A 22903-nucleotide genomic window follows, 5' to 3' on the forward strand; every position below is an offset into this window, starting at 1 on the left:
TCGTTTCTACCTCAGTTTCAGGGTGGCAAGGCCAACCAGCACAAGAATCACGGTGATGATCCAGAAACGGACGATCACCCGCGGCTCAGGCCAGCCCTTGAGTTCAAAGTGGTGATGAATCGGCGCCATGCGAAACACACGGCGGCCAGTCAACTTGAAGGACGCAACCTGGATCACCACCGACAGGGTCTCCATCACGAACACACCGCCCATGATGAACAGGACGATTTCCTGGCGCACGATCACGGCGATGGTGCCCAGGGCCGCACCCAGCGCCAGGGCGCCGACGTCACCCATGAACACTTGGGCCGGATAGGTGTTGAACCACAGGAAGCCCAGGCCGGCACCGATCAGCGCGCCGCAGAACACAATCAATTCACCGGCGCCCGGTACATAAGGGATCAGCAGGTATTCAGCGAATTTCACGTTACCCGACAGGTAGCAGAAGATGCCCAGGGCGCCGCCCACCATCACTGTCGGCATGATCGCCAGGCCATCGAGGCCATCAGTCAGGTTGACCGCGTTGCTGGAGCCAACGATCACGAAGTAGGTCAGCACCACGAAACCAATGCCCAACGGGATGCTGGCATCCTTGAGCATCGGGAAAATCAGGGTGGTTTCCACCGCGCTCGGCGCTGTCATATAAAGGAAGATCGCCGCGCCCAGGCCGAACACCGACTGCCAGAAATATTTCCAGCGGCTTGGCAGGCCCTTGGAGTTCTTCTCGATCACCTTGCGATAGTCATCGACCCAGCCGATGGCGCCGAACAAGAGGGTTACCAGCAACACCACCCACACGTAGCGGTTGGCCAGGTCGGCCCAGAGCAAGGTGCTGATGCCGATGGACGACAGGATCAACGCGCCGCCCATGGTCGGTGTGCCGGACTTGGACAAGTGCGACTGCGGGCCGTCATTGCGCACAGACTGGCCGATCTGCAGGTTTTGCAGGGTGCGGATCATCCATGGCCCGAGAAACAGCGACAAACACAACGCGGTCAGCACACCCAGGATCCCGCGCAGGGTCAGGTACTGAAAGACCGCGAAGCCTTTGTGGAACTGTTGCAGATACTCAGCCAGCAGCAGCAGCATTAATGTTTCTCCGTACTTGAGCCACACAAGGCCGCGACGACGTTTTCCATCACCGCGCTGCGCGATCCCTTGATCAAAATGGTTGTGTGTTTGTCTTGTTCGGCCATACCCAGCGCCTGGATCAATTCGGCCTGGGTCGCGAAATGCCGCGCGCCTGCACCGAACGCGGCGACGGCGTGGGCCATGTTCGGGCCGACGGCGTAGAGCGCGTCGACTTTACCGCCGGCGTAGGCGCCGACTTCACGATGGGACTGTTCGGCCCAGTCGCCCAGTTCGGCGATATCGCCCAGCACCAGGACCTTGCGACCGTCAAAGCCCTTGAGCAGGTCAATGGCAGCACAGACCGAGGACTGGTTGGCGTTGTACGTGTCATCAATCACGCGCATGCCGTTGGTCGCCAACTGCGCCACGGTGCGGCCCTTGACCGGCTGCACGGCGCCAAGGCCGGTGGCGATGCCAAACAGCGACACGCCCAGGGCGTAGGCGGCAGCCGCAGCGGCCAAGGCGTTGGCAACGTTATGGTTGCCCAGCAGGTTCAGTTGCACAGGCTCGTCACCTTGCGGGCAGTGCAAGGTGAAAGCCGGGCAGCCACGGGCATCGAGCGTGATGTTCGAAGCATGGAAATCAGCCGCAGCGTTGTGCACGGCGAAGCTCAGGACCTTGCGCCCGGCGGCACGTACACGCCAGGTTTCGAAGGCTTTGTCATCGAGGTTCAGGACTGCAGTGCCGGAAGCATCCAGGCCCTCAAGGATTTCACCCTTGGCCTGGACGATCTTCTCAGGGCCACCAAACTCGCCAACATGGGCGGTACCCGCGTTGTTGATAATGGCGACGTGCGGCCGAGTCATGGCCACGGTGTAGGCAATTTCGCCAATGCGCGACGCGCCCAACTCGATGACCGCCGCCGTGTGTTCCGGGGCCAGTTCGAGCAGCGTCAGCGGTGCGCCAAAATCGTTGTTGAGGTTGCCACGGGTGGCAAGCACCGGCCCGCGCGTGCGCAGGATGCCAGCGAGCAATTCCTTGACCGTGGTTTTGCCGCTGGAACCTGTGATCGCCGCAACCGGGTTGGTAAACGCTGCACGGTTAAGGGCTCCCAGTTGACCAAGGGCCAGGCGAGTGTCAGCCACCAGCAACTGCGGCAGTGTCGAGTCAGCGACTTCACGCTGTACCAAGGCGCCGACGGCACCTTTGGCAGCTACTTCGTTCAGGTAGTCGTGCCCGTCGAAACGCGGGCCGGCCAAGGCAACAAACAGTTGCCCCGGCTTGATGTTGCGACTGTCGATGCTGACGCCGTCAAAGCTGCAATCGCTCGACAGGACGCGGGCCGCCAGGGCCTGGGTCAGCTCGCTGAATTTCATGGCCTTAAGCATGGGCAACCTCCCATGCAGTCAAGGCGTGATCGGCCTCGACCAGATCGGAAAAAGCGTGGCGCTCGCCGTTGATTTCCTGGTAGTCCTCATGGCCTTTACCGGCCAGGACCACCACGTCGTCTGCGCTGGCGCTGGCGATCAATTGGGCAATGGCAGCACCGCGACCGGCAACAAAGGTCACTTGGGAGGCGTCTTTGAAGCCTGCACGAATATCATCGAAAATCTGGCTCGGGGCTTCGCTGCGCGGGTTGTCGTCGGTGACCAGCACGCCATCGGCCAGGCGTTCGACGATCTCGGCCATCAGCGGGCGTTTGCCGCGGTCACGGTCGCCACCGCAGCCGAACAGGCACAGCAACTTGCCCTTGGCATGCGGGCGCAGGGCTTCGAGCACTTTTTCCAGGGCATCGGGGGTGTGGGCGTAATCAACCACCACCAGCGGTTGCGTCCCGCCACCCAGGCGCTGCATGCGCCCGGCCGGGCCTTCGAGCTTGGGCAACACGCGCAGGATTTCGTCCAGGGCGTAATCCAGGCCCAGCAAGGCGCCGATGGCTGCAAGGACGTTGCTCAGGTTGAAGCGGCCCAGCAAGGTGCTGCGCAAGTGGTGCTCGCCCTGGGGCGTGACCAGCGTTGCGAGCACGCCTTCATCATTGAACTGTGCTTCGCGGCAATACAGGTGGGCGCTGGAGTCTTCCAGGCTGTAGCTGATCAGGCGTGCTTCGCTTTTTTCTGCGGCCAGCTGGCGACCGAATGCATCGTCCAGGTTCACCACCCGGCACTTGAGGTCATTCCAGCCGAACAGCTTGGCCTTGGCGGCAGCGTAGGCCTCCATGCTGCCGTGGTAATCCAGGTGGTCGCGGGACAGGTTGGTCATCACCGCCACGTCGAACGCCAGCGCGGTCACCCGGCCCTGATCCAGGCCGTGGGACGAAACTTCCATGGCGACGGCCTTGGCCCCGGCCTTTTTCAGGTCGGCCAAGGTCGCCTGCACGGCAATCGGATTCGGCGTGGTATGCAGGCCGCTTTGCAGCGCGCCGTAGAAACCGGTGCCCAGGGTCCCGACGATGCCGCAGTGCTGACCCAGCAGGTCCAGCGCCTGGGCCACCAGTTGGGTGACGCTGGTCTTGCCGTTGGTGCCAGTGACACCAATCAGGTTGAGCTGGCGGCTCGGGTCGCCATAAAAACGCCCGGCGATATCCGACAACTGCGCCGCCAGGCCCTTGACCGGGATCAGCGGCACATCGGTGATTGGCAGGACGGTGGCGCCTTCAACTTCATAGGCCACCGCTGCCGCACCGCGCTGCAAGGCGTCGGCAATATGAGCACGGCCATCGAGTTTGCCACCCGGCACGGCCAGGAACAGGTCGCCGGCACGTACATTGCGGCTGTCCAGGCTCAGTTCGCGAATCAACAGATCGCGGCCAGCGTGGGCGAAAATCTTGTTCAGGCTAAGAGACATCAGCCGCGCCCTCCATTGGCTTTTACCGCAGCGGCCGGTGGTCCGGCGTTGGCTTGTTGGGTCGGCGGCAGGTTGTCCGGCGTGATGTTCATCAAGCGCAGGGTGCCGGACATGACTTTGCTGAATACCGGTGCCGAGACCAGGCCACCGAAGTAGCCGGCCTTGCTCGGTTCATCGATGACGACAACGATGGCGTAGCGCGGATCGCTCATCGGGCCGAAGCCAGCAAACAGCGAACGGTAGGAGTTTTCGGCATAACCCTTGGTGCCCACCGACGTCTTGCGCGCGGTACCGGATTTGCCGGCCACGTGATAGGCCGGGACCTGGGCACGGAACACACCACGCGGCGCCTCGATCACCTGTTGCAGCATGGTCTGCATGGTCTTGGCGACGCTTTCCGGGATGACCTGTTCGGATTTCGGCGCTTCGTCCACGTGGATCAGGCTCAACGGCGTCATGCGGCCATTGTTGGCCAGCACGGAGAAGGCATGGGCCAATTGGATCGCGGTCACCGACAGGCCGTAGCCGTAGGAGAGGGTCGCCGTCTCGGCCTTGCGCCATTCACGGTAGTTGGGCAGGTTGCCGACGCGCTCACCCGGGAAGTCCAGGCCAGTGGGCTGGCCCAGGCCGATCTTCTGCGCCAGGTGGTAGATGGTCTCGCCGCCGATATCAAAGGCGACTTTACTCATGCCGACGTTACTGGAGTTGATCAGGATGCCGGTCAGGTCCAGCACCGGCCCTTCGCTGCGGGATACGTCGCGGATGGTGTACTTGCCCAGTTGCAGGGTGCCGGGATAAACCTCGACCTTGTCGGTCGGCTTCCAGCGCCCGGATTCCAGGGCCGCACTCATGGAGATGGCTTTCATGGTCGAACCCGGTTCGAACACGTCGATCATCGCGCGGTTGCGCATCATCGCCGGTTGCAGGTTGCGACGGTTGTTGGGGTTGTAGGTCGGCTGGTTGACCATCGCGAGGATCTCGCCGGTCTTCACGTCCATGATCACCAGGCTGCCGGCCTTGGCACCGTTCTCGATGATGGCGTTGCGCAGCTCGCGGTTGGCCAGGTATTGCAGGCGCAGGTCAATCGACAACGCCAAGGGCTTACCGGCCTTGGCGTTTTTGGTGACCTGGACATCCTTGATCAGTCTGCCGCGACGATCCTTGATGACCTGTCGTTTGCCGGGAACCCCGGCCAACCACTCGTCGTAGGCAAGTTCCACCCCTTCGCGGCCATGATCATCAATGTCGGTGAAGCCAACCATATGGGCGGTGGTTTCACCGGCCGGGTAGAAACGTCGGAATTCCTCGATGCCATAGACACCGGGGATTTTCAGGTCGAGCACACCTTGACCCTGTTCAGGGGTGAGGCCGCGAACCAGATAGATGAATTCTTTATTGGCCTGGGCCTCAAGACGCTCCTTGAGGGCCTTGGGGTCCTGGCCGAGGGCATGGGCCAGCTCGGTCCATTTGTCCTTGGCGACTTGCAGTTCCTTGGCGTTGGCCCACAGGGTGGTAACCGGGGTACTGACAGCCAGGGGTTCACCGTTACGGTCGGTGATCAGGCCGCGGTGCGCAGGAATCGGGATATGCCGCAGGCTACGGGCGTCGCCCTGGCCGATCAGGAAGTCGCGGTCTACCACTTGCAGGTCAATGATGCGCCAGGCAATCGCGCCCACCATCAATGCGAGCAAGCCCAGCACGACGCGGAAGCGCCACGGGTAGAGAGCGCCTTCGAGTTTCATCATGGCGCCACCATGCGGACTTCTGCTGCGCCAGGAATATGCATCTTCAGTTGCTCAGCGGCGAGCACTTCGATGCGGCTGTGGGCCGTCCAGGTGCTCTGCTCCAGGATCAACCGACCCCATTCCGCCTGCGCCTTGTCACGCACGCTCAATTCGCCGTACAGGCTATTGAGCAACTGACGATTCCAGTGGGCGCTGTAGGACACCGCTATCGCGGACACCAGCACGCCGACATACAGCAGCATCATAAAGAAGCTGCCGCCCGGAAGGGGCTTGGCGAAAAGCTTGCTCACCGCAGCTTCTCCGCAACGCGCATGACGGCGCTGCGAGCACGTGGGTTGGCCTTGAGTTCGGCTTCGGAAGCGAACTGCGCTTTGCCATGGATTTTGATTTTCGGCACAAAGGCTTCGAAACGTACCGGCAGGTTGCGCGGCAGATTATCGGTTTCGCCCTTGACCAGACGACGCATGAACAGTTTGACGATGCGGTCTTCCAGGGAGTGGAAGCTGATCACTACGAGACGACCGCCCACTTCCAGGGACTCCAGGGCAGCCTCGAGGCCAGCCTCCAGGTCACCCAGTTCGTTGTTGACGTGAATGCGCAGGCCCTGGAACGCGCGAGTTGCCGGGTTCTTGCCCTTTTCCCACGCCGGGTTGGCGACTTTCAGTACTTCAGCCAGGTCGGCGGTGCGTTCGAACGGCTGGATTTCCCGGCGCTCGACCACGGCACGGGCCATGCGGCCGGCGAAACGTTCTTCGCCATATTCCTTGAATACTCGGGTGATTTCTTCGTGGGGTGCGGTGGCGATGAACTGCGCGGCACTGATGCCACGGCTCGGGTCCATGCGCATGTCCAGCGGGCCGTCGTTCATGAAGCTGAAGCCGCGTTCAGGGTCGTCCAGCTGCGGCGAGGACACGCCCAGGTCCAGCAAAACCCCGGCCACCTTGCCCGCCATGCCGCGTTCGGCGACTTCTGCGCCCAGCTCGGCAAAGCTGCGCTGCACAACGACAAAGCGGCCGTCTTCGGCCGCTAGCGCTTGCCCGGTGGCAATCGCCTGGGGATCCTTGTCGAACCCGAGGAGTTTGCCCTCCGGACCGAGCTGGCTGAGGATCAACCGGCTGTGCCCCCCGCGCCCAAACGTGCCATCCAGATAGCAGCCATCAGGGCGCACGGCGAGAGCCTCGACGGCTTCGTCAAGCAGCACGGTGATGTGGTTAAAGCCGCTATCAATAGTCACAGGATCAAATCACGCAGTTCATCAGGCATGGCGCCCGGTTGTTGAATAGCAGCCAGGTCAGCTGCAGAAACAGCATCCCAGGCATCTTCGTCCCACAATTGGAACTTGTTCAGTTGGCCTACCAGCATCGCGCGCTTATCCAGCTTGGCGTATTCGCGCAAACGCGGCGGAACCAGGAAACGACCACTGCCATCGAGTTCGAGGTCGACGGCATTACCAATCAGCAAACGTTGCAGACGGCGGTTTTCTTCACGTAACGAAGGCAGAGCGCGCAACTTGGTTTCAATCAACTCCCACTCATCGAGGGGGTAAACACACAAACATGGATCAACGGCATCAATCGTGATGATTAACTGGCCTGAACTTCGCGAAATGAGCTCGTCACGATACCGGCTCGGCATGGCGAGACGGCCTTTTGCATCGAGACTTATAGCGTTAGCTCCGCGAAACACAGATGCGTTTCTCCAAATTTTAGCGTTTTACGTTCAAAAAACCCACTTTGTGCCACTTTCCGCCACTTGCGCACACTATAGGAATGCGCCCACCACACCGTCAAGGCGCGGATTAAAGGAAAAGCCTTACAGAACGGAGATTTAGGAGCGCAAAAGGAGGAGAAACGAGAGTTCGGTGATGTTTTTGACTCAACAACCCCAAATAGCTCAAAGAGCTAGAGCTTGAACTTAAAGTAATTTATTAAGAGTAAGATTTTTTCGGTATTACGAAGACGCATCTGCCAATGATTTGGCAGGGAGGGATTCTTGCGTTACTACCTGGTTTCTGCCCGAGACTCGCGCAGAAGGAAAAAGGTGGAGAGTCGATCTATAAGCCGGGTTCTGTCTTGAACAGTCATTCGTCTACGATGGCCATCACTGGACATCTTTAGCAACCTACCCGGTTCCAGCGCGGGCCACGCCTTGGAACCCTATTTGGTCTTGCTCCAAGTGGGGTTTACCTAGCCACGAACTGTTGCCAGTCGTGCGGTGCGCTCTTACCGCACCTTTTCACCCTTACCGGCACCGAAGTGCTTAGGCGGTTATTTTCTGTGGCACTTTCCGTAGGCTCACGCCCCCCAGGCATTACCTGGCACTTCGCCCTATGGAGCCCGGACTTTCCTCCCCCCCCTAATTTTCATAGAGGGCAGCGACTGTCCAATCGACTCTCCGCCGCGAAGGTTAACGGCACGGCGGCCTTAGAACAAGTATTAAAAGACAGCATTGCCATCATGTTCCGACGTCGTGCACGTTAAACCCAGGAACTATTCGCTCTTTTGCTTATCAAGCGCGGCCTGATACAACACGTTCTTGCGCACTCCGGTTATTTCCGCCGCCAGGGCCGCGGCACGCTTGAGGGGCATCTCCTTGAGCAACAGGTCCAGCACGCGCATGGCTTCGCTACCCACCGCGTCTTCGCTTTGCGGTGCAGTCCAACCCGCAACCAGTACCACGCACTCGCCACGCTGCTGATTGCTGTCACCCTCGACAAAGGCGCGCAACGCTTCCAGAGGCAGGCCCTTGAGGGTTTCAAAGGTCTTGGTCAGTTCCCGCGCCAGCAGCGCCAGGCGCTCGCCACCGAAGACCAGTTCCATGTCTTGCAGGCACTCAAGGATACGGTGCGGTGCTTCGTAGAAGATCAGGGTGCGCGGCTCTTCCTTCAATAACTCCAGGCGCGCCCGCCGCCCCACGGCCTTGGCCGGCAGGAAACCTTCGAAGATAAAGCGGTCGGACGGCAGGCCCGCCGCCGACAACGCGGCAATCAACGCGCACGCACCGGGAACCGGGACTACATTGATACCAGCGGCACGTGCCTGGCGCACCAGGTGGTAGCCAGGGTCGGAGATCAGCGGCGTACCGGCGTCGGAAATCAACGCCACGTCGTCGCCCGCAAGCAGGCGGGTAATAAAGCGGCTGCCTTCGTCGCGCTCGTTATGTTCATGGCAGGCGGCCAATGGCGTGGCAATACCAAAATGCTGCATCAAGCGCAGGGAGTGCCGGGTGTCTTCGGCAGCAATCAATTTGACGTCACGCAACACTTTCAGCGCCCGTGCACTGATGTCGTCCAGGTTGCCAATGGGCGTCGCCACCACAAAAAGCGAGCCAGCAGTGGAATTCAAAGGACCTGGAGCAGTCAAAGCGCACACCTCGAAGATTGGCAAAAGCCATATTGTAGCGCGTAGACGTCAAGAAAATGCGCCGACGAGGTTGCGTCCAGAAGGTCTGTTTGCGGCGGTTACCGACGCCCTGCAACATTTAAACGATCTAAATAGACGGTTTCACGCCACTAACATCGCGCCCCGGCCAGTGCTTGGGTACAATTCCACGCTAATTTGATCGGTATCAGGAACACTTACATGATCGCTTGCCTGCGGCTGTTCTCTGCCCTTTGCCTGGCTGCCCTGTTGGCGGCTTGCGCAAGCTCGCCCTCGTCAAGCCTTGGCGAACTCCCACGGACCCCGGATGCCACCATCGAGCAACTGCTCGAACAGGCGACTTCGGCCAAGACCCCGGAAAAAGCTGCACTGCTGCGCCTGAGCGCGGCAGACATGGCCTTTCACCAGAACAACCCCGGCCGCTCTGTGCAGATCCTTGCGCAAGTGCCACTGGACAGCCTCAAGCCGGCCGCCCAGGTCTTTGCCAGCACCCTCACGGCAGAACTGGCCATGACCCGCAACCAGCCGAAGGCTGCGTTGACGGCGCTGGGCCATCCAAGCCTGCAAAACCTCAAGGAATTGCCGCCGGAGCAACAGATCCGCACTGGCACCGTGCATGCTCGTGCTTATGAAGCCGACGGCCAGACCCTGGCCGCCGCCCGTGAACGCGTAGCCATGGCGCCGCTACTCACCGGCGATGCCGCCGCCAGCAACCACGACGCCATCTGGAGCCTGATTGCCGCCGTGCCTGGCGAGCAGTTGCAGGCCAGTGGCAACCCGACTCTCGATGGCTGGATCACCCTGGCGCAGGCCGTGAAAAACGCCGGCACCCTGGAGCAGCAGCAAGCCGCCATCGACACCTGGCGCGCGCAGAACCCTGCGCACCCGGCTGCGGTGCAACTACCAACGCCGCTGACCAAGCTCAAGGAGCTGGCCAGCCAGCCGCTGAATAAAATCGCCCTGCTGCTACCACAGCAAGGTCCGCTGGCCAGCGTGGCCAAGGCCCTGCGCGAAGGTTTCATGGCCGCCCATTACCAGGCGCAGCAGGCCGGGCAGAAGCCGCCGGTCATCGAGGTCTATGACAGCTCACGCGTCAGCTCCATCGATGAGTTCTACAAGCAGGCCCAGGCTGACGGCGTGCAATTGGTTGTCGGCCCACTGGAAAAACCGCTGGTCAAGCAACTCAGCGCCCGCCCGCAATTGCCTATCACCACCCTGGCCCTGAACTACAGCGAAGGCGACCAAGGCTCGGCCCAACTGTTCCAGTTCGGCCTCGCGGCCGAGGACGAAGCCCGTGAAGTGTCGCGCCGCGCCCGCGCTGACGGCCTGCACCGCGCCGCTGCCATGGTGCCCAAAGGCGAATGGGGCGAGCGCGTGTTCAAGGCCTTCCGCCAGGACTGGGAAGCCAACGGCGGCACCCTGATCGGCGTCGAATATGTCGACCAGCCGGTGGCCCTGGCCCAGCAAATCGCCGACCTGTTCAAGCTGCGCCAGAGCGAAGGTCGCGCCAAGAGCCTGCAAAGCACGGTTGGCGCTGACGTCGCGGCACAGCCATCGCGTCGCCAGGATATCGAGTTCATCTTCCTCGCTGTGACACCGCAACAGGCCCAGCAGATCAAGCCGACGCTGAACTTCCAGTACGCGGGTGATGTGCCGGTGTACGCCACGTCCCACGTGTTCAGCGCCAGCGGCGACAAGAACCAGTACAACGACATGAACGGCATTATGTTCTGCGAGACGCCGTGGCTGCTCAACACCACCGACCCGCTGCGCAACCAGGTCGCGACACAATGGCCACAAGCCAATGGCAGCCTGGGCCGCCTGTACGCGATGGGTGTTGATGCCTACCGCCTGGCACCGCGCCTGGGTCAGCTCAAGGCGCTGCCTGATACCCGTATCGAGGGTCTTTCCGGCAACCTGGGCATGAGCCCGAGCCAGCGGATCGAACGCCAGATGCCGTGGGCCAAGTTTGTCAGTGGCCAGATCGAACGCCTGCCCGATACCCCGCGCTGATGCCCCCACGCTCCAGCGCACAAAGCGGCAAGGACGCCGAACAACAAGCACTTGAACACCTGCAGCAACAGGGTCTGCGCCTACTGGCGCAGAACTGGTTGTGTAAACGCGGCGAGCTTGATCTGGTCATGCTTGACGGCGATACAGTAGTATTTGTCGAAGTCCGCTACAGAAAATACGCACAATGGGGTGGCGCACTCGCCAGTATCGACGAGCGCAAACGCCAAAAGCTGATACTCGCCGCGCAGTTTTTCCTGCTCAGTGAACGTCGCTGGGCTGACTCACCCTGCCGTTTCGATGTGGTCGCCATAGAAAGCACCGCCCACGAAACCGCTGATCTGAACTGGCTGCGCAACGCCTTCGATGGTTGAGCGCCACCGCTACGGATCGGACATCTTCACCGCACACTTTTGCTCTTTGCTTTGCGGGCTGCACATTCGTGTGCCATACAGCCGCGCTACTTAAGGTCACACAGATGGACATGCAATCCCGAATTCGCCAGCTTTTCCAGGCCAGTATCGATACCAAGCAACAGGCGATGGACGTACTTGCACCGCACATCGAGCAAGCCAGCCAGGTCATGGTCAACGCCCTGCTCAACGAAGGCAAAATGCTTTCGTGCGGCAACGGTGGTTCGGCCGGCGACGCCCAGCATTTCTCTTCGGAGCTGCTCAACCGCTTTGAGCGCGAGCGCCCGAGCTTGCCGGCGATCGCACTGACCACCGACTCGTCGACGATCACCTCGATCGCCAACGACTACAGCTACAACGAAATTTTTTCCAAACAAATCCGTGCCCTCGGCCAACCGGGCGATGTGCTGCTGGCTATTTCAACCAGCGGCAACTCGGCGAACATTATTCAAGCGATCCAGGCCGCACATGATCGCGAAATGATTGTCGTAGCATTGACCGGGCGCGACGGCGGCGGCATGGCCTCGCTGCTATTGCCTGAAGACGTGGAAATCCGCGTCCCGGCCAATGTCACTGCACGTATTCAGGAAGTCCATCTGCTGACGATCCACTGCCTGTGCGATCTGATCGACAGCCAACTGTTCGGGAGTGAAGAATGACCGTTAACCGCCTCAGCCTTATGGCCATCACGCTGTGCCTCGCTATCAGCGGCTGCACCTCGGCCATTACTGCCACCCGCGACACACCGATCCAGGACGACCGGGGCACACGCACCTTTGGCAGCAAGATCGATGACTCGCTGATCGAAACCAAGGTCGGCGTCAACGTGGCCAAGGCCGCGCCCGACCTGGGCAACGGTGCATCGCGCATTGTCGTGACCAGCTTCAACGGCATCGTGCTGCTCGCCGGGCAAACCCCGCGCGCCGACCTCAAGACCCAGGCTGAACAAGCCGCCTCGACCGTACAACGGGTCAAGAAGGTCCACAACGAATTGCAGGTCGCACAACCCATCACCCTGCTGGCTATCAGCAACGATGCGGTGCTGACCACCAAGATCAAGGCGCAGATGCTGACCGACAGCGCGATTCCCGGCTCTCGGATCAAGGTCGTGACCGACAACGGCATCGTCTACCTGATGGGCCTGTTGACCCAGCAGGAGGCCACCCGCGCTACCAACCTGGTACAGGGTGTGTCCGGAGTACAGAAAATCGTGAAGCTGTTCGAATACATCGACTGATGTAATCACCAGCCACAAAAAAGGGCGCCGTGCATTGACTGCACGGCGCCCTTTTTATTGGCTGGTGGTTACTGGTACTGCTGGTATGGATTGCCCTGGAACTGGTTGTTCTGCTGCTGTTGCTGAGCAGGCTGGCCATACTGCTGGCCGGGAATCGGACCGAGGTTGACCTCCACGCGACGGTTCTGCGCGCGACCATTGACGTCGGCGTTGCTGGCAATCGGGTTATCCGGGCCGGCACCACGGGTGGTCAGGTTGGTCGGGCTGACACCTTGGGAGGTCAGGTAATTGGCCACGCTTTGCGCACGACGCTGGGACAGGTCCATATTGAGCTGGCGGCTGCCGGTGCTGTCGGTATAACCGACGATCTGGATGGTGTTCTGATTGAACTGCTTGAGCGAACCGGCCAGGTTATTCAGTGGGGTATAGAAGCTGCTGGCGATAGCATCGGAGTTGGTGGCGAACGTGATGTTGCCCGGCATGATCAACTTGATCTGATCACCCTGGCGCTGCACCTCGACGCCGGTGTTGGCCATGCTTTCGCGCAGTTTCTTTTCCTGCTGGTCAGCGTAATAGCCATAACCCGCAGCACCGATACCCGCCACTGCTGCGCCGATCAGCGCGCCCTTGCCACGGTTGTTATGGTCAATGGCCGCACCGGCCAGCGCACCCGCCAGCGCGCCGAGGCCGCCGTACTTGGCGGTTTTGCTCATGCCTTGTGAACCGTTGTCCGCCTGTCCCTGGCTGCCATCGTAAGGATTAGGGGAAGCACAGCCCGACAATAGGGCTACCGCGGTAGCAACAACAAGCAGACGACGCGAAGTGAACATGAAGGAAGCTCCTACTTTTGCATTCTGTGATGCAGAGGACATTGGCAATGGACCTGTGCCGAGTTTGGAACGCGACAAACGGCAAAAATTCCATGACCGGCCTCTGTCCTGTAACAAAAGATGGAGGCCGGTGCAGCTACCTAAACCCTAGCAGAGCCTCGCGATTTCACGCCCTGACGAACGGATTCTCACGCATTTCATCCCCCAGGCGTGTATCCGGGCCATGCCCCGTCACCACGGTCGCGTCTTCGTCCAGGGTATACAGGCGCTGCTGGATCGAACGCACGATGGTTGCCTGGTCGCCACCCCACAAATCCGTACGCCCTACCCCGCGCCGGAACAGGGTGTCCCCGGCGATCAGCAGCTTGGCATCGGCAAACCAGAAACTCATGGAACCCGGCGTATGCCCAGGCGTGTGCAAAGCCACGCCACAGCCACAGGCCAACTCCTCATCATCGGCCAGCCAACGATCCGGCGACGGCACCGGGGTGTAGGGCACACCGAACATCTGGCACTGCATTTCCAGGTTATCCCACAGGAACTGATCTTCCTTGTGCAGGTGCAGCGTGGCGCCGGTCTTTTCTTTCAATTGGCCGGAAGCCAGGAAGTGATCCAGGTGCGCATGGGTATGAATGATGCTCACCACCTTCAAGCCCAGCGCATCCAGGCGTGCCAGGATCAGCTCATGGTTGCCGCCCGGATCGACCACGATCGCCTTCTTACTGATCGGGTCGCCGATGATCGTGCAGTTGCACTGCAACGGGCCGACGGGAAAGGTTTCGCGGATCAGTCGGGGAGTTGTCGCGTGCATAAGGAATCCCTTCTAGCTGTTGGCCCGTGCGGCGTGCAGTTTCTTGTAGCTGTCGATCAACCGCAGGTGTCGGTCCAGGCCTTCGAGCTTCATGCTGGTCGGCGTCAAGCCATGGAACCGCACGCTGCCCTGCACCGAACCGATGGCCGCATCCATGCGCTCGTTGCCAAACATCCGGCGGAAGTTGGCCTCGTAGTCTTCCAACTCCAGGTCTTCGTCCAGTTGCATCTCCAGCACCGCATTCACCGCCTGGTAGAACAGGCCGCGCTCGACGGTGTTGTCGTTGTATTGCAGGAACATCTCTACCGCCTCTTTCGCCTCTTCATACTGCTGCAGGGCGAGATAGATCAACAGCTTCAACTCCAGGATGGTCAACTGGCCCCATGCGGTGTTGTCGTCGAACTCGATACCGATCAGCGTGGTGATATCGGTGTAGTCATCCAGCTCGCTTTCCACCAGGCGCTCGACCAGCGCTTGCAGGCCTTCCTCATCCAGGCTGTGCAAGTTCAGGATATCGGCGCGGAAGAACAACGCCTTGTTGGTGTTATCCCAGATCAGGTCGTCAACCGGATAGATTTCCGAATAGTCCGGCACCAGGATGCGGCAGGCCTTGGCGCCGATATGCTCGTAGACCGCCATATAGACCTGCTTGCCCATGCCTTCGAGAATGCCGAACAACGTGGCGGCCTCTTCGGCGTTGGAGTCTTCGCCCTGGCCGGAGAAGTCCCATTCCACGAATTCGTAATCGGACTTGGCACTGAAGAAGCGCCACGACACCACGCCACTGGAGTCGATGAAGTGTTCGACAAAGTTGTTCGGCTCGGTGACCGCATGACCTTCGAAGGTCGGCTGCGGCAAGTCGTTCAGGCCTTCGAAACTGCGGCCCTGGAGCAGCTCGGTCAAGCTGCGCTCCAGCGCCACTTCCAGGCTTGGGTGGGCACCGAACGAGGCAAACACCCCACCGGTACGCGGGTTCATCAGGGTCACGCACATCACCGGGAATTCGCCGCCCAGGGAGGCGTCCTTGACCAGCACCGGGAACCCCTGTTCTTCCAGGGCCTGGATACCGGCGAGGATGCCCGGGTATTTGGCCAGCACGTGGGCCGGGACATCCGGCAGGGCGAATTCGCCTTCGATGATTTCGCGTTTCACCGCGCGCTCGAAGATCTCCGACAGGCACTGCACCTGGGCTTCGGCCAGGGTGTTGCCGGCACTCATGCCGTTGCTCAGGTACAGGTTTTCGATCAGGTTGGAGGGGAAATACACCACCTCGCCGTCCGACTGACGCACGAACGGCAGCGAGACGATGCCACGCTCCTCGTTGCCGGAGTTGGTGTCGATCAGGTGCGAACCACGCAATTCGCCATCGCGGTTGTAGATCTTCAGGCAGTACTCGTCGAGGATCTCAGGCGGCAGCGCATCTTTGCGGCCCGGCTTGAACCAGCGCTCGTCCGGGTAATGCACAAACGCCGCGTTGGCGATGTCTTCACCCCAGAACTGGTCGTTGTAGAAGAAGTTGCAGTTCAGGCGTTCGATAAACTCGCCCAGGGCCGATGCCAGTGCGCCTTCCTTGGTCGCGCCCTTGCCGTTGGTAAAGCACATCGGCGAATGGGCATCGCGGATATGCAGCGACCAGACATTGGGCACGATATTGCGCCACGAGGCGATTTCAATCTTCATGCCCAGGCCCGCCAGAATCGCCGACATGTTGGCGATGGTCTGCTCCAGCGGCAGGTCCTTGCCTGCGATATAGGTGCCCGCGTCTGAAGCAGAAGCCGGCATCAACAATGCCTGGGCGTCGGCGTCGAGGTTTTCCACCTCTTCGATGACAAACTCAGGCCCGGCCTGGACCACCTTCTTGACCGTGCAGCGATCAATGGAGCGCAGGATGCCTTGGCGATCCTTGTCGGAAATATCCGCGGGCAACTCGACCTGAATCTTGAAGATCTGGTTGTAGCGGTTTTCCGGGTCGACAATGTTGTTCTGCGACAGGCGGATGTTGTCCGTGGGGATATTGCGCGTGCTGCAGTACAACTTCACAAAGTAAGCCGCGCACAACGCCGACGAAGCCAGGAAGTAGTCGAACGGACCGGGGGCCGAGCCATCGCCCTTGTAGCGAATCGGCTGGTCGGCCACCACGGTGAAGTCATCGAACTTGGCTTCAAGCCGGAGGTTGTCGAGAAAATTGACCTTGATTTCCATGCGGGTTTACCAGAATAGCGGAGCAAACGAATTGGCCGCCATTATCCGGCTTTTGCAGCGCAAGTCTCCCCCTTACCCCAACAACCCCATCTCCTGTGCCCGCGCGACCGCCTGAGTGCGGCGCTCGACCCCCAGTTTGCTGTTGATATGACTGGCGTGGGTCTTGACGGTGTGCAGCGAGATAAACAGCTGGTTGCTGATTTCCTGGTTGGAGCACCCTTGGGCGATCAACTGCAGCACCGCCAACTCACGGGCGCTCAAGGTTTCGCTGGAGTGGCTGGTTTCGACCGGCTCACGCGGGGCAACCGCCGGCAGCAGGGCCCACAGGCTTTGCCGTAGCAAGTCACGCGGCGCCTGGCCCAGTTGCTCGCGCATCCACTCGGGATAACGCTCCAACAGGCGCTGGAAGGGTTGCAACGCGCCGCCGCTCGCCATTTGCAGGGCCCGGGCAAAAACCGGCCGGGCTGACGCTGCCTGGCCATCATCCAGCAACAACAGGGTGTGCTGGTTCAGAGCCATCACCGCGATCATCTGCTGGCCCTTGCCTTCAGCCTGCCGGGCGAGCGCATCGAGCCGACGCAGGGCGCTTTCGGAGTGACCACGAATGGCCTCCAGGGCCGCCTGTTGCAATTCGATATGTTGCGGCAGATGCGGATGAAACTCCGGGGCCGCCGCTGCCTGGTCGCCGTTATAGGTCTGCCCCAGGCGTACCAGCCAGGCATCGGCCAGGTCAGTACGGCCCTGGGCCAGCCACAACTCGCATTTGATCAGGGTAATCATGGCCAGGTAGTAAATCGGCGGCACATCCCAGATATGCATCAGCCGCTCGGCTTCGGCCAGTTCGGCAAAGGCCTTGGGGAAGTCGCCACGGCGCCCCTCAAGGTTGGCGATGACACAGTGGCCGATCAGCACGCTGATATCCCGGCAGGCGCGGGCCTCGGCAAGCCCCGCGCGCAGGCGCAACAGGCCGGTTTCGGGCTGGCAACGCATCAACAACAGGAACCCTTCGTACAGCGCAAGTCGCGCGCGCACCGCATACAGGCGCTGGGACGCCAGGCCCTGCAAACGTTGCAGGCCGTCACGCACTTCCTCCAGGGAACGCAGGATTTCCCCACGCGCCTGCAGCACCCGCGCCCGATCGTAATGGGCCAGGGCCTCGAACAGCGGGTTGCCGACGCGTTGCGCCAGCTCCAGGGATTCGCGATTCAAGCCCCGCGCGCGCCACAGGTCGGCATCGACGATGGCCAGGTTCGACAAGGTCGACAGGCACATCAGGCGCTGGCCGTAACGCTTGTGCGGCAGGCTTTCCAGGGCTTCGCTGCAATACAACTGGGTCAACTCGCGATTGCCGCGCCCCCGGGCAATGATGCCGCTGAGGGCCAGCCATTGGGCAAGCATCGACTTCTGCGCCGTGGCGGACGGTGCCGGCAAGAACCGGCTGAGATGGCTGGACAATTCCTCTGCGGCGTCCAACTGACAGGCCAGCCCCAGTGCCCAGCTGTAGAGCACGATCAGGCGTGGCGTGCTGATCAACAGGCTGTCGGGCAAGTCCATCTTCCAGCGCAGGAGCATGCCGACGTTCTGTTCGGCCAGCAGTTGCTCTTCGGAGAGGTTCTGCACCAGGTTCGCCGCTACATCCAGATGCCCCGCGCGCAGCGCCTGTTCGACCGCCTCATCGAGCAAGCCCTGGGCATTGAACCAGCGACAAGCGCGCAAGTGCAGGCTGGCGGCCGGCAGCATCGCGTTCGGTGAGCGCCGGGTGCGCAGCAAATCGGAAAACAGGTGGTGATAGCGATACCAGTGGCCCTGCTCGTCCAGTGGCACCAGGAACACTTGGTGGGCTTGCAGGTAACGCAGGATCTCCGCACTGTCATGGGCCTCGCGCACGGCGTCGCACAGCTCGCTGCAAAAACGCTCCTGGGAAGCGGTGTCATAGAGGAAGGCCTGGACCTCCGGCGGCAGGCAGTCGATCACCTCTTCCAGCAGATAGTCACGGATCAGCCCTTCCCCACCATGCAGGCCTTGGGGCAGGTCGGCCTCGCTGCCGGCTTCGGAGGCCGCCAGCAACCAAAAACGCAGGCCGGCAACCCAGCCTTCGCTACGTCGGATCAGGTTGTCCAATGCCTCACCGCGCAACGAGCTGCTATGGCGGTCGAGCAAGGCCAGGGATTCATCGTTGGTCAGGCGCAGGTCCTGCTCGTGCAACTCCAGCAAATGCCGGGACAAACGCAACCGCGCCAGATGCCAATCGGGACGCTGGCGGCTGGTGACCAGCACCAACAAGCCATCGGGCAAATGGTTGAGAAAAAACTGCAGGCAGCGATCCAGCACCGGGCCCTGGGCCAGGTGATAGTCATCCAGCACCAGCAACAAGGGCGCGCGGGTGGAAAGGCAGACGGTCAGTTCATCGAGCAGGCCATCCAGCCACTCTTCAAAGGCAAACGGTTGATGGCGCTGGCGCATTTTCAACAGGCCCAGGGCCTGGTTGCCTACCTGCGGGAAATACTGTTGCAGACCTTCCAGCAGACGCTCAAGGAAACGTCCCGGATCACTGTCCCGCGAACTTAGACCCAGCCACAGGCTTTGCCAGTGATCGGGCAGGCTTTGGCAAAACTCCACCGCCAGCGAGCTCTTGCCAAACCCGGCTGGCGCGCTGACTAGCAGCAAACGGCCATCCAGGCCCGCGCTCAAACGCTCGCACAGGCGCGGGCGCAGCACATAGCCATCAGGCAGCGGGGGTCGATAGAAGCGCCCTTCCAGCGTGGGGATTACCGCACTGGCAGGCCCTTGGATTCGGGACAGATCAGTCATCGCCGGGCTCTTGTAGTAGGCTGTGGTCGGCATTGCAGATGTCGGCAGACTAGCGTTAAAAGCGGCAGCTTTGTAGATCTTTGCAACATTTGTATGAAAAAGACTACAACAAGAAATAACCAGCGATGTTCAGGCCCCCCAAACAAATGTAGGAGCTGGCTTGCCTGCGATTGCATCGTCTCGGTATGTCAGATAGACCGAGGTGATGCCATCGCTGGCAAGCCAGCTCCTACAGAGGCCAACGTGTTTACTGCACGTTAGCGAACACCCTCTTGGCGCAGGGCTGCCGGAGTGAAGTCTTTGGTAGTGGCCGTAAAGCCGAAGTCATAGGCCTTCTTCTCTTCGTTCTTCATGCCCAGTGCCAGGTAACGGCCGGACTGCAGGTCGTAGAGGGTTTCGAGGGCGTACCACGGCACTTGCTTGTCGTAGTAGTTCTCGCCATGGGCTTCGGCCACGCGCCACAGTTGGCCACGACCGTCGTAGTGGTCGATCACGGCTGCTTGCCAGGTGTCTTCGTCGATATAGAAGTCACGTTTGGCGTAGATATGACGCTGGCCTTCCTTCAGGGTCGCGACCACGTGCCAGACGCGGCGCAGTTCATAACGTGCCAGGTCCTGGTTGATGTGGCCGGCCTTGATGATGTCGGCGTACTTGAGCTTCGGATCGTCGAGCTTGTAGCTGTTGGAGGCGATGTAGATTTCCTTCTTGCCTTCCAGCTTCCAGTCGTAACGATCCGGCGCGCCGTTGTACATGTCGAGGTTGTCGGAGGTACGCAGGCCATCGGCAGCGGTGCCCGGCCCGTCATAGGACACTTGCGGTGCACGACGCACACGGCGCTGGCCGGCGTTGTAGACCCATGCCGCGCGTGGCTCCTTCACCTGGTCCAGGGTCTCGTGTACCAGCAATACACCACCGGCCAGACGCGCCGGTGCAGTCACTTGCTGCTTGAAGTAGAACAGGATGTTGCCCGGATTGGCCGGATCGTAGTCCTTCATCTTGTCGCGGAACACGAACTGATCCTGGAAGTACACCAGGCTGTACGAGCCGTTGGCCTGCGGCGTGGCCTGGGTCACCAGGCGGGTCACGCTGCCGCCACGATAACGGGTGATGTGGTTCCAGATCACCTCGACCCCGCTTTTAGGGATCGGGAACGGAATCGCGGTCTCGAAGTTTTCCAGGCCGTTACCGCCACCTACCAGGTTGGTGCTGGTGGCGTTTTTCTTGATGGAGGCGAACACTTCGGCCGGCACAGTGGCGCCGCGATGGGTGGTGTACACCGGCATCTTGAAGGTTTCGGGGTAGCGCTTGAACATCGCGTACTGCCCCGGCGCCAGCTTGTCTTTGTACTGCTCGACGTTCTGCGCGGTGATGGTGAACTGCGGTTGCTCGCTGGCATAAGGGTTGGCCAGGAAGCCCTTGGCATCCACGGCGCCGGCGTTGGTTGGCAGGGCTTTCCAGGCGGGGATGGTGCCGGCAGCGTTGCCGGCCATTTCCGCGCCCATCGGGGTCAGCGTGGTGCCCAGCTTGGCGGCTTCATCCGCCGAGACGGCCGCCATGACGCTGCTGGCCATGATCGACAGTCCCAGCACACCCACGTGCAACAGACTTTTGGTTATTTTCATGTTCTGGTCTTCCTGAAATGCAGTGTGCTTAGAAGTTCGCGCCGAAACTCAGGGCCACGAAATCGCGGTCAACCGAGGTGTTGTAGTCGCCACCAAAGAAGTTGGTGTAGGCCAGGCTCGCGGTGTAGGTGTTCTGGTATTCCGCGTCCAGCCCCAGGCTCACCGCTTTGCGACCTTCTTCGAAGTTGCCGCCAGGACCTGGCGAGTAACCGCTCACGTCATGGGACCAAGCCACACTAGGCTTGAGGTTCACACCAGCGAACACATCCGGGTATTCCCAGATGGCGCGGCCGCGATAGCCCCAGGATGTGGAGGTGGTGAAGCCGTCGTTGTTGCAGTTTTTGGAAAGGTTACTTGCGTCTGTTCCCGGACCCGCGCCACCGATAGTGCCGGTGTTGAGGATTTGCGAGCAGGTATTCGCGGCGCCCGTGTTAGGCAGCGCACCCGGGCCATAGACCGGGTCACGGCCATAACGAATCTTCGACGAGCTCTCAAGCCCACCCACGTGCGTGACTCCCACTTCACCCACCAATGTCAGTCGACTGGCGCCCATCACCTGATCGAAGAAGTGGGTCAGCGTGGTCTGGAACTGGGTAATTTCCTTGCGACGGTAGCCGTGCATGTCCTGCCCTGGAACACCATTGAGCAGCGAGGCATTATCGTAAATGCCCTTCAATGGTTTAACTGCGGAGTACAGGATATCGGTGGTGTTGAGCTGTACCGGAGCATTCGGGCGATAGCTGACCTCACCGCTCCATGCGGTGCCGGTAGGCAGTGTGGTGGAGAAGCTCAAGCCATACAGACGGATGTCTTCCGGGTACTCGATGAAGTACTTGGAGTTACCCGCAATAAACACCGGAGCCAATGATCCGAAGTTAGGTGCCATCGCATAAGCCGACGCAGGCGCAGCCGTGGCACTGAAGATCGGTGCCCGGCTGTGATAGTTCATGAAATACGCGCCGAACTCGGTATCCAGCGGCTCGAAGTTATAGTGCAACGCCGCGCCGAATTGACCACTGTCGCGCGCATCCCTGTCGGCACTGCGGCGAACCAGTGTGCCCTCGTTATTGATATCCATGCCCATGGCGTCGAATGCCGCCAATGCACCACGGCCCGGGGCCGATGCAGCAATAGTCGAACGCTTGGCCAACAGGCGCAGGTTATCGCTGCAACCATCGGACACCACATCCGGCTGGGAGAAGAATGTCCCGCAGTTGTCGGTAACCGTCTGGTCCCATTCCAACTGGTAGAACGCTTCTGCCGACAGGTTATCGGTCAAGGATTGCGACACGTAGAACATGTTGACCGGAATCAGGCCTTCCTTGATTTCGGCGCCCGGACGACGGAACGCAGACACGTCGATCGGGTTGACGGAGTTGATACCGCCGCCGATGAAAGTACTTTCACCCCAGCTCACGACTTGCTTACCGAACCGCACCGAACCCGGCGCATCGGCAATGGAGTAGTTGTGGTAGATGAACGCATCGAGGATCTGCCCGCCAGAAGACTTGGCGCCCTCTTTGCGGTTGTGATCGCTGATGTCCTTGAACTCGCGGCTCTCATCCTTGAGTTCAAAGTCATACCAATACTTGCCACGCACAAACACACCGGTATCGCCGTACTTCAGCTCCAGGTCATGGATACCCTTGAAAATCTTCGAGAACGTCTCCCCACGCTTGAAGTTCAAGTGACCGTCATCGGAGGTCTGCGACAGGCCCTTGCCACCGTTGTTGACACCAATCAGGTCGCGATCGGGCTTGGCCGTGCTCCAGCTGGCCCCCACCGACAGGGATGAGTCGAAGCTGCCTTCGACTTCACCGATGTTGAAACTGACGCCGAATGCGGGCCCGGCGAGGGTCGAGGCAAGACTGACCGCCAGGGGCAATCTCGCCCGGCGCCAGAACTGATTTACTGAGGTCATCGACGC

Annotated in this window: 18 protein-coding genes and 1 other RNA gene; 4 read left to right on the forward strand and 15 right to left on the reverse strand. The window is 60.6% G+C overall.

What is annotated here, in order from left to right; genetic code table 11:
• Positions 1-6: 6 nt before the first annotated feature.
• The 9 genes from mraY to rsmI form a co-directional block, all read right to left on the reverse strand.
• Complete coding sequence (gene mraY, locus BHC62_RS01850; protein ID WP_029297824.1) at positions 7-1089, reverse strand: phospho-N-acetylmuramoyl-pentapeptide-transferase; 1083 nt, start codon at positions 1087-1089, stop codon at positions 7-9.
• Positions 1089-2459 (reverse strand): UDP-N-acetylmuramoyl-tripeptide--D-alanyl-D-alanine ligase, encoded by a 1371-nt coding sequence (murF, locus tag BHC62_RS01855; protein WP_070994088.1) that lies wholly within the window; start codon positions 2457-2459, stop codon positions 1089-1091. Before murF ends, mraY begins: the two co-directional genes overlap by 1 nt.
• Entirely contained in the window at positions 2452-3915 is a 1464-nt protein-coding gene (locus BHC62_RS01860) for a UDP-N-acetylmuramoyl-L-alanyl-D-glutamate--2,6-diaminopimelate ligase (protein ID WP_029297821.1), read from the reverse strand. Before BHC62_RS01860 ends, murF begins: the two co-directional genes overlap by 8 nt.
• Entirely contained in the window at positions 3915-5657 is a 1743-nt protein-coding gene (locus BHC62_RS01865; protein WP_166647860.1) for a penicillin-binding protein 2, read from the reverse strand. The genes BHC62_RS01860 and BHC62_RS01865 overlap by 1 nt, the downstream gene beginning before the upstream one ends.
• The gene (gene ftsL / locus BHC62_RS01870) at positions 5657-5950 is read right to left on the reverse strand and encodes a cell division protein FtsL (protein ID WP_029297818.1); all 294 of its coding nucleotides are present in this window, start codon (positions 5948-5950) and stop codon (positions 5657-5659) included. The genes BHC62_RS01865 and ftsL overlap by 1 nt, the downstream gene beginning before the upstream one ends.
• Positions 5947-6894 carry a 16S rRNA (cytosine(1402)-N(4))-methyltransferase RsmH gene (gene rsmH, locus BHC62_RS01875; protein ID WP_029297816.1) on the reverse strand — a complete coding sequence of 316 codons (948 nt, stop codon included), beginning with the start codon at positions 6892-6894 and terminating at the stop codon, positions 5947-5949. The genes ftsL and rsmH overlap by 4 nt, the downstream gene beginning before the upstream one ends.
• Positions 6891-7346, reverse strand: coding sequence for a division/cell wall cluster transcriptional repressor MraZ (gene mraZ / locus BHC62_RS01880; protein ID WP_003171868.1), 456 nt, complete (start codon positions 7344-7346; stop codon positions 6891-6893). The genes rsmH and mraZ overlap by 4 nt, the downstream gene beginning before the upstream one ends.
• A 354-nt stretch (positions 7347-7700) precedes the next feature.
• An RNA gene (rnpB, locus tag BHC62_RS01885) (RNase P RNA component class A) lies at positions 7701-8054 on the reverse strand.
• Between the two features lie 95 nt (positions 8055-8149).
• Positions 8150-9022: a 16S rRNA (cytidine(1402)-2'-O)-methyltransferase gene (gene rsmI, locus BHC62_RS01890; RefSeq protein ID WP_029297815.1), complete on the reverse strand. Its 873-nt coding sequence runs from the start codon at positions 9020-9022 to the stop codon at positions 8150-8152.
• A 219-nt stretch (positions 9023-9241) separates the two neighbouring features.
• Between rsmI and BHC62_RS01895 the strand changes: the two genes are divergently transcribed.
• The 4 genes from BHC62_RS01895 to BHC62_RS01910 all read left to right on the forward strand — a co-directional run bounded on the left by BHC62_RS01895 (position 9242) and on the right by BHC62_RS01910 (position 12700).
• Entirely contained in the window at positions 9242-11053 is a 1812-nt protein-coding gene (locus BHC62_RS01895; RefSeq protein ID WP_070994089.1) for a penicillin-binding protein activator, read from the forward strand.
• On the forward strand, positions 11053-11424 hold the full coding sequence (locus BHC62_RS01900; RefSeq protein ID WP_070994090.1) for a YraN family protein: 372 nt from the start codon (positions 11053-11055) through the stop codon (positions 11422-11424). The genes BHC62_RS01895 and BHC62_RS01900 overlap by 1 nt, the downstream gene beginning before the upstream one ends.
• Before the next feature lie 104 nt (positions 11425-11528).
• Complete coding sequence (locus tag BHC62_RS01905) at positions 11529-12122, forward strand: phosphoheptose isomerase (protein WP_003171862.1); 594 nt, start codon at positions 11529-11531, stop codon at positions 12120-12122.
• Entirely contained in the window at positions 12119-12700 is a 582-nt protein-coding gene (locus BHC62_RS01910; protein ID WP_029297811.1) for a BON domain-containing protein, read from the forward strand. Before BHC62_RS01905 ends, BHC62_RS01910 begins: the two co-directional genes overlap by 4 nt.
• Before the next feature lie 68 nt (positions 12701-12768).
• Here the strand turns inward: BHC62_RS01910 and BHC62_RS01915 are convergent, their stop codons facing one another.
• The 6 genes from BHC62_RS01915 to BHC62_RS01940 all read right to left on the reverse strand — a co-directional run bounded on the left by BHC62_RS01915 (position 12769) and on the right by BHC62_RS01940 (position 22897).
• A complete protein-coding gene (locus BHC62_RS01915; protein ID WP_029297808.1) occupies positions 12769-13530 on the reverse strand; it encodes an OmpA family protein in 762 nt (253 codons plus the stop codon).
• Positions 13531-13696: 166 nt separating this feature from the next.
• A complete protein-coding gene (locus BHC62_RS01920) occupies positions 13697-14341 on the reverse strand; it encodes an MBL fold metallo-hydrolase (protein WP_029297806.1) in 645 nt (214 codons plus the stop codon).
• A gap of 12 nt (positions 14342-14353) precedes the next feature.
• Complete coding sequence (locus tag BHC62_RS01925; RefSeq protein ID WP_029297804.1) at positions 14354-16543, reverse strand: OsmC domain/YcaO domain-containing protein; 2190 nt, start codon at positions 16541-16543, stop codon at positions 14354-14356.
• 72 nt (positions 16544-16615) lie between these two features.
• Positions 16616-19354 (reverse strand): LuxR C-terminal-related transcriptional regulator, encoded by a 2739-nt coding sequence (locus tag BHC62_RS01930; protein WP_070994091.1) that lies wholly within the window; start codon positions 19352-19354, stop codon positions 16616-16618.
• 257 nt (positions 19355-19611) lie between these two features.
• Positions 19612-20976: a DUF1329 domain-containing protein gene (locus BHC62_RS01935; RefSeq protein ID WP_029297800.1), complete on the reverse strand. Its 1365-nt coding sequence runs from the start codon at positions 20974-20976 to the stop codon at positions 19612-19614.
• A gap of 28 nt (positions 20977-21004) precedes the next feature.
• On the reverse strand, positions 21005-22897 hold the full coding sequence (locus BHC62_RS01940; protein WP_029297798.1) for a DUF1302 domain-containing protein: 1893 nt from the start codon (positions 22895-22897) through the stop codon (positions 21005-21007).
• Positions 22898-22903: the final 6 nt, after the last annotated feature.

This window comes from Pseudomonas sp. 06C 126, assembly GCF_001855215.1.
GTDB classification, from domain to species: Bacteria; Pseudomonadota; Gammaproteobacteria; order Pseudomonadales; family Pseudomonadaceae; genus Aquipseudomonas; species Aquipseudomonas proteolytica.

What these genes read in the sequence shown, in the direction of transcription:
- murF (WP_070994088.1), bottom strand. Translation starts at nt 2,459, where the DNA reads ATGCTTAAGGCCATGAAATTCAGCGAGCTGACCCAGGCCCTGGCGGCC.
- BHC62_RS01940 (WP_029297798.1), bottom strand. Translation starts at nt 22,897, where the DNA reads ATGACCTCAGTAAATCAGTTCTGGCGCCGGGCGAGATTGCCCCTGGCG.
- BHC62_RS01900 (WP_070994090.1), top strand. Translation starts at nt 11,053, where the DNA reads ATGCCCCCACGCTCCAGCGCACAAAGCGGCAAGGACGCCGAACAACAA.
- BHC62_RS01915 (WP_029297808.1), bottom strand. Translation starts at nt 13,530, where the DNA reads ATGTTCACTTCGCGTCGTCTGCTTGTTGTTGCTACCGCGGTAGCCCTA.
- BHC62_RS01860 (WP_029297821.1), bottom strand. Translation starts at nt 3,915, where the DNA reads ATGTCTCTTAGCCTGAACAAGATTTTCGCCCACGCTGGCCGCGATCTG.
- BHC62_RS01935 (WP_029297800.1), bottom strand. Translation starts at nt 20,976, where the DNA reads ATGAAAATAACCAAAAGTCTGTTGCACGTGGGTGTGCTGGGACTGTCG.
- BHC62_RS01920 (WP_029297806.1), bottom strand. Translation starts at nt 14,341, where the DNA reads ATGCACGCGACAACTCCCCGACTGATCCGCGAAACCTTTCCCGTCGGC.
- BHC62_RS01865 (WP_166647860.1), bottom strand. Translation starts at nt 5,657, where the DNA reads ATGAAACTCGAAGGCGCTCTCTACCCGTGGCGCTTCCGCGTCGTGCTG.
- BHC62_RS01930 (WP_070994091.1), bottom strand. Translation starts at nt 19,354, where the DNA reads ATGACTGATCTGTCCCGAATCCAAGGGCCTGCCAGTGCGGTAATCCCC.
- BHC62_RS01925 (WP_029297804.1), bottom strand. Translation starts at nt 16,543, where the DNA reads ATGGAAATCAAGGTCAATTTTCTCGACAACCTCCGGCTTGAAGCCAAG.
- BHC62_RS01905 (WP_003171862.1), top strand. Translation starts at nt 11,529, where the DNA reads ATGGACATGCAATCCCGAATTCGCCAGCTTTTCCAGGCCAGTATCGAT.
- mraY (WP_029297824.1), bottom strand. Translation starts at nt 1,089, where the DNA reads ATGCTGCTGCTGCTGGCTGAGTATCTGCAACAGTTCCACAAAGGCTTC.
- BHC62_RS01895 (WP_070994089.1), top strand. Translation starts at nt 9,242, where the DNA reads ATGATCGCTTGCCTGCGGCTGTTCTCTGCCCTTTGCCTGGCTGCCCTG.
- BHC62_RS01910 (WP_029297811.1), top strand. Translation starts at nt 12,119, where the DNA reads ATGACCGTTAACCGCCTCAGCCTTATGGCCATCACGCTGTGCCTCGCT.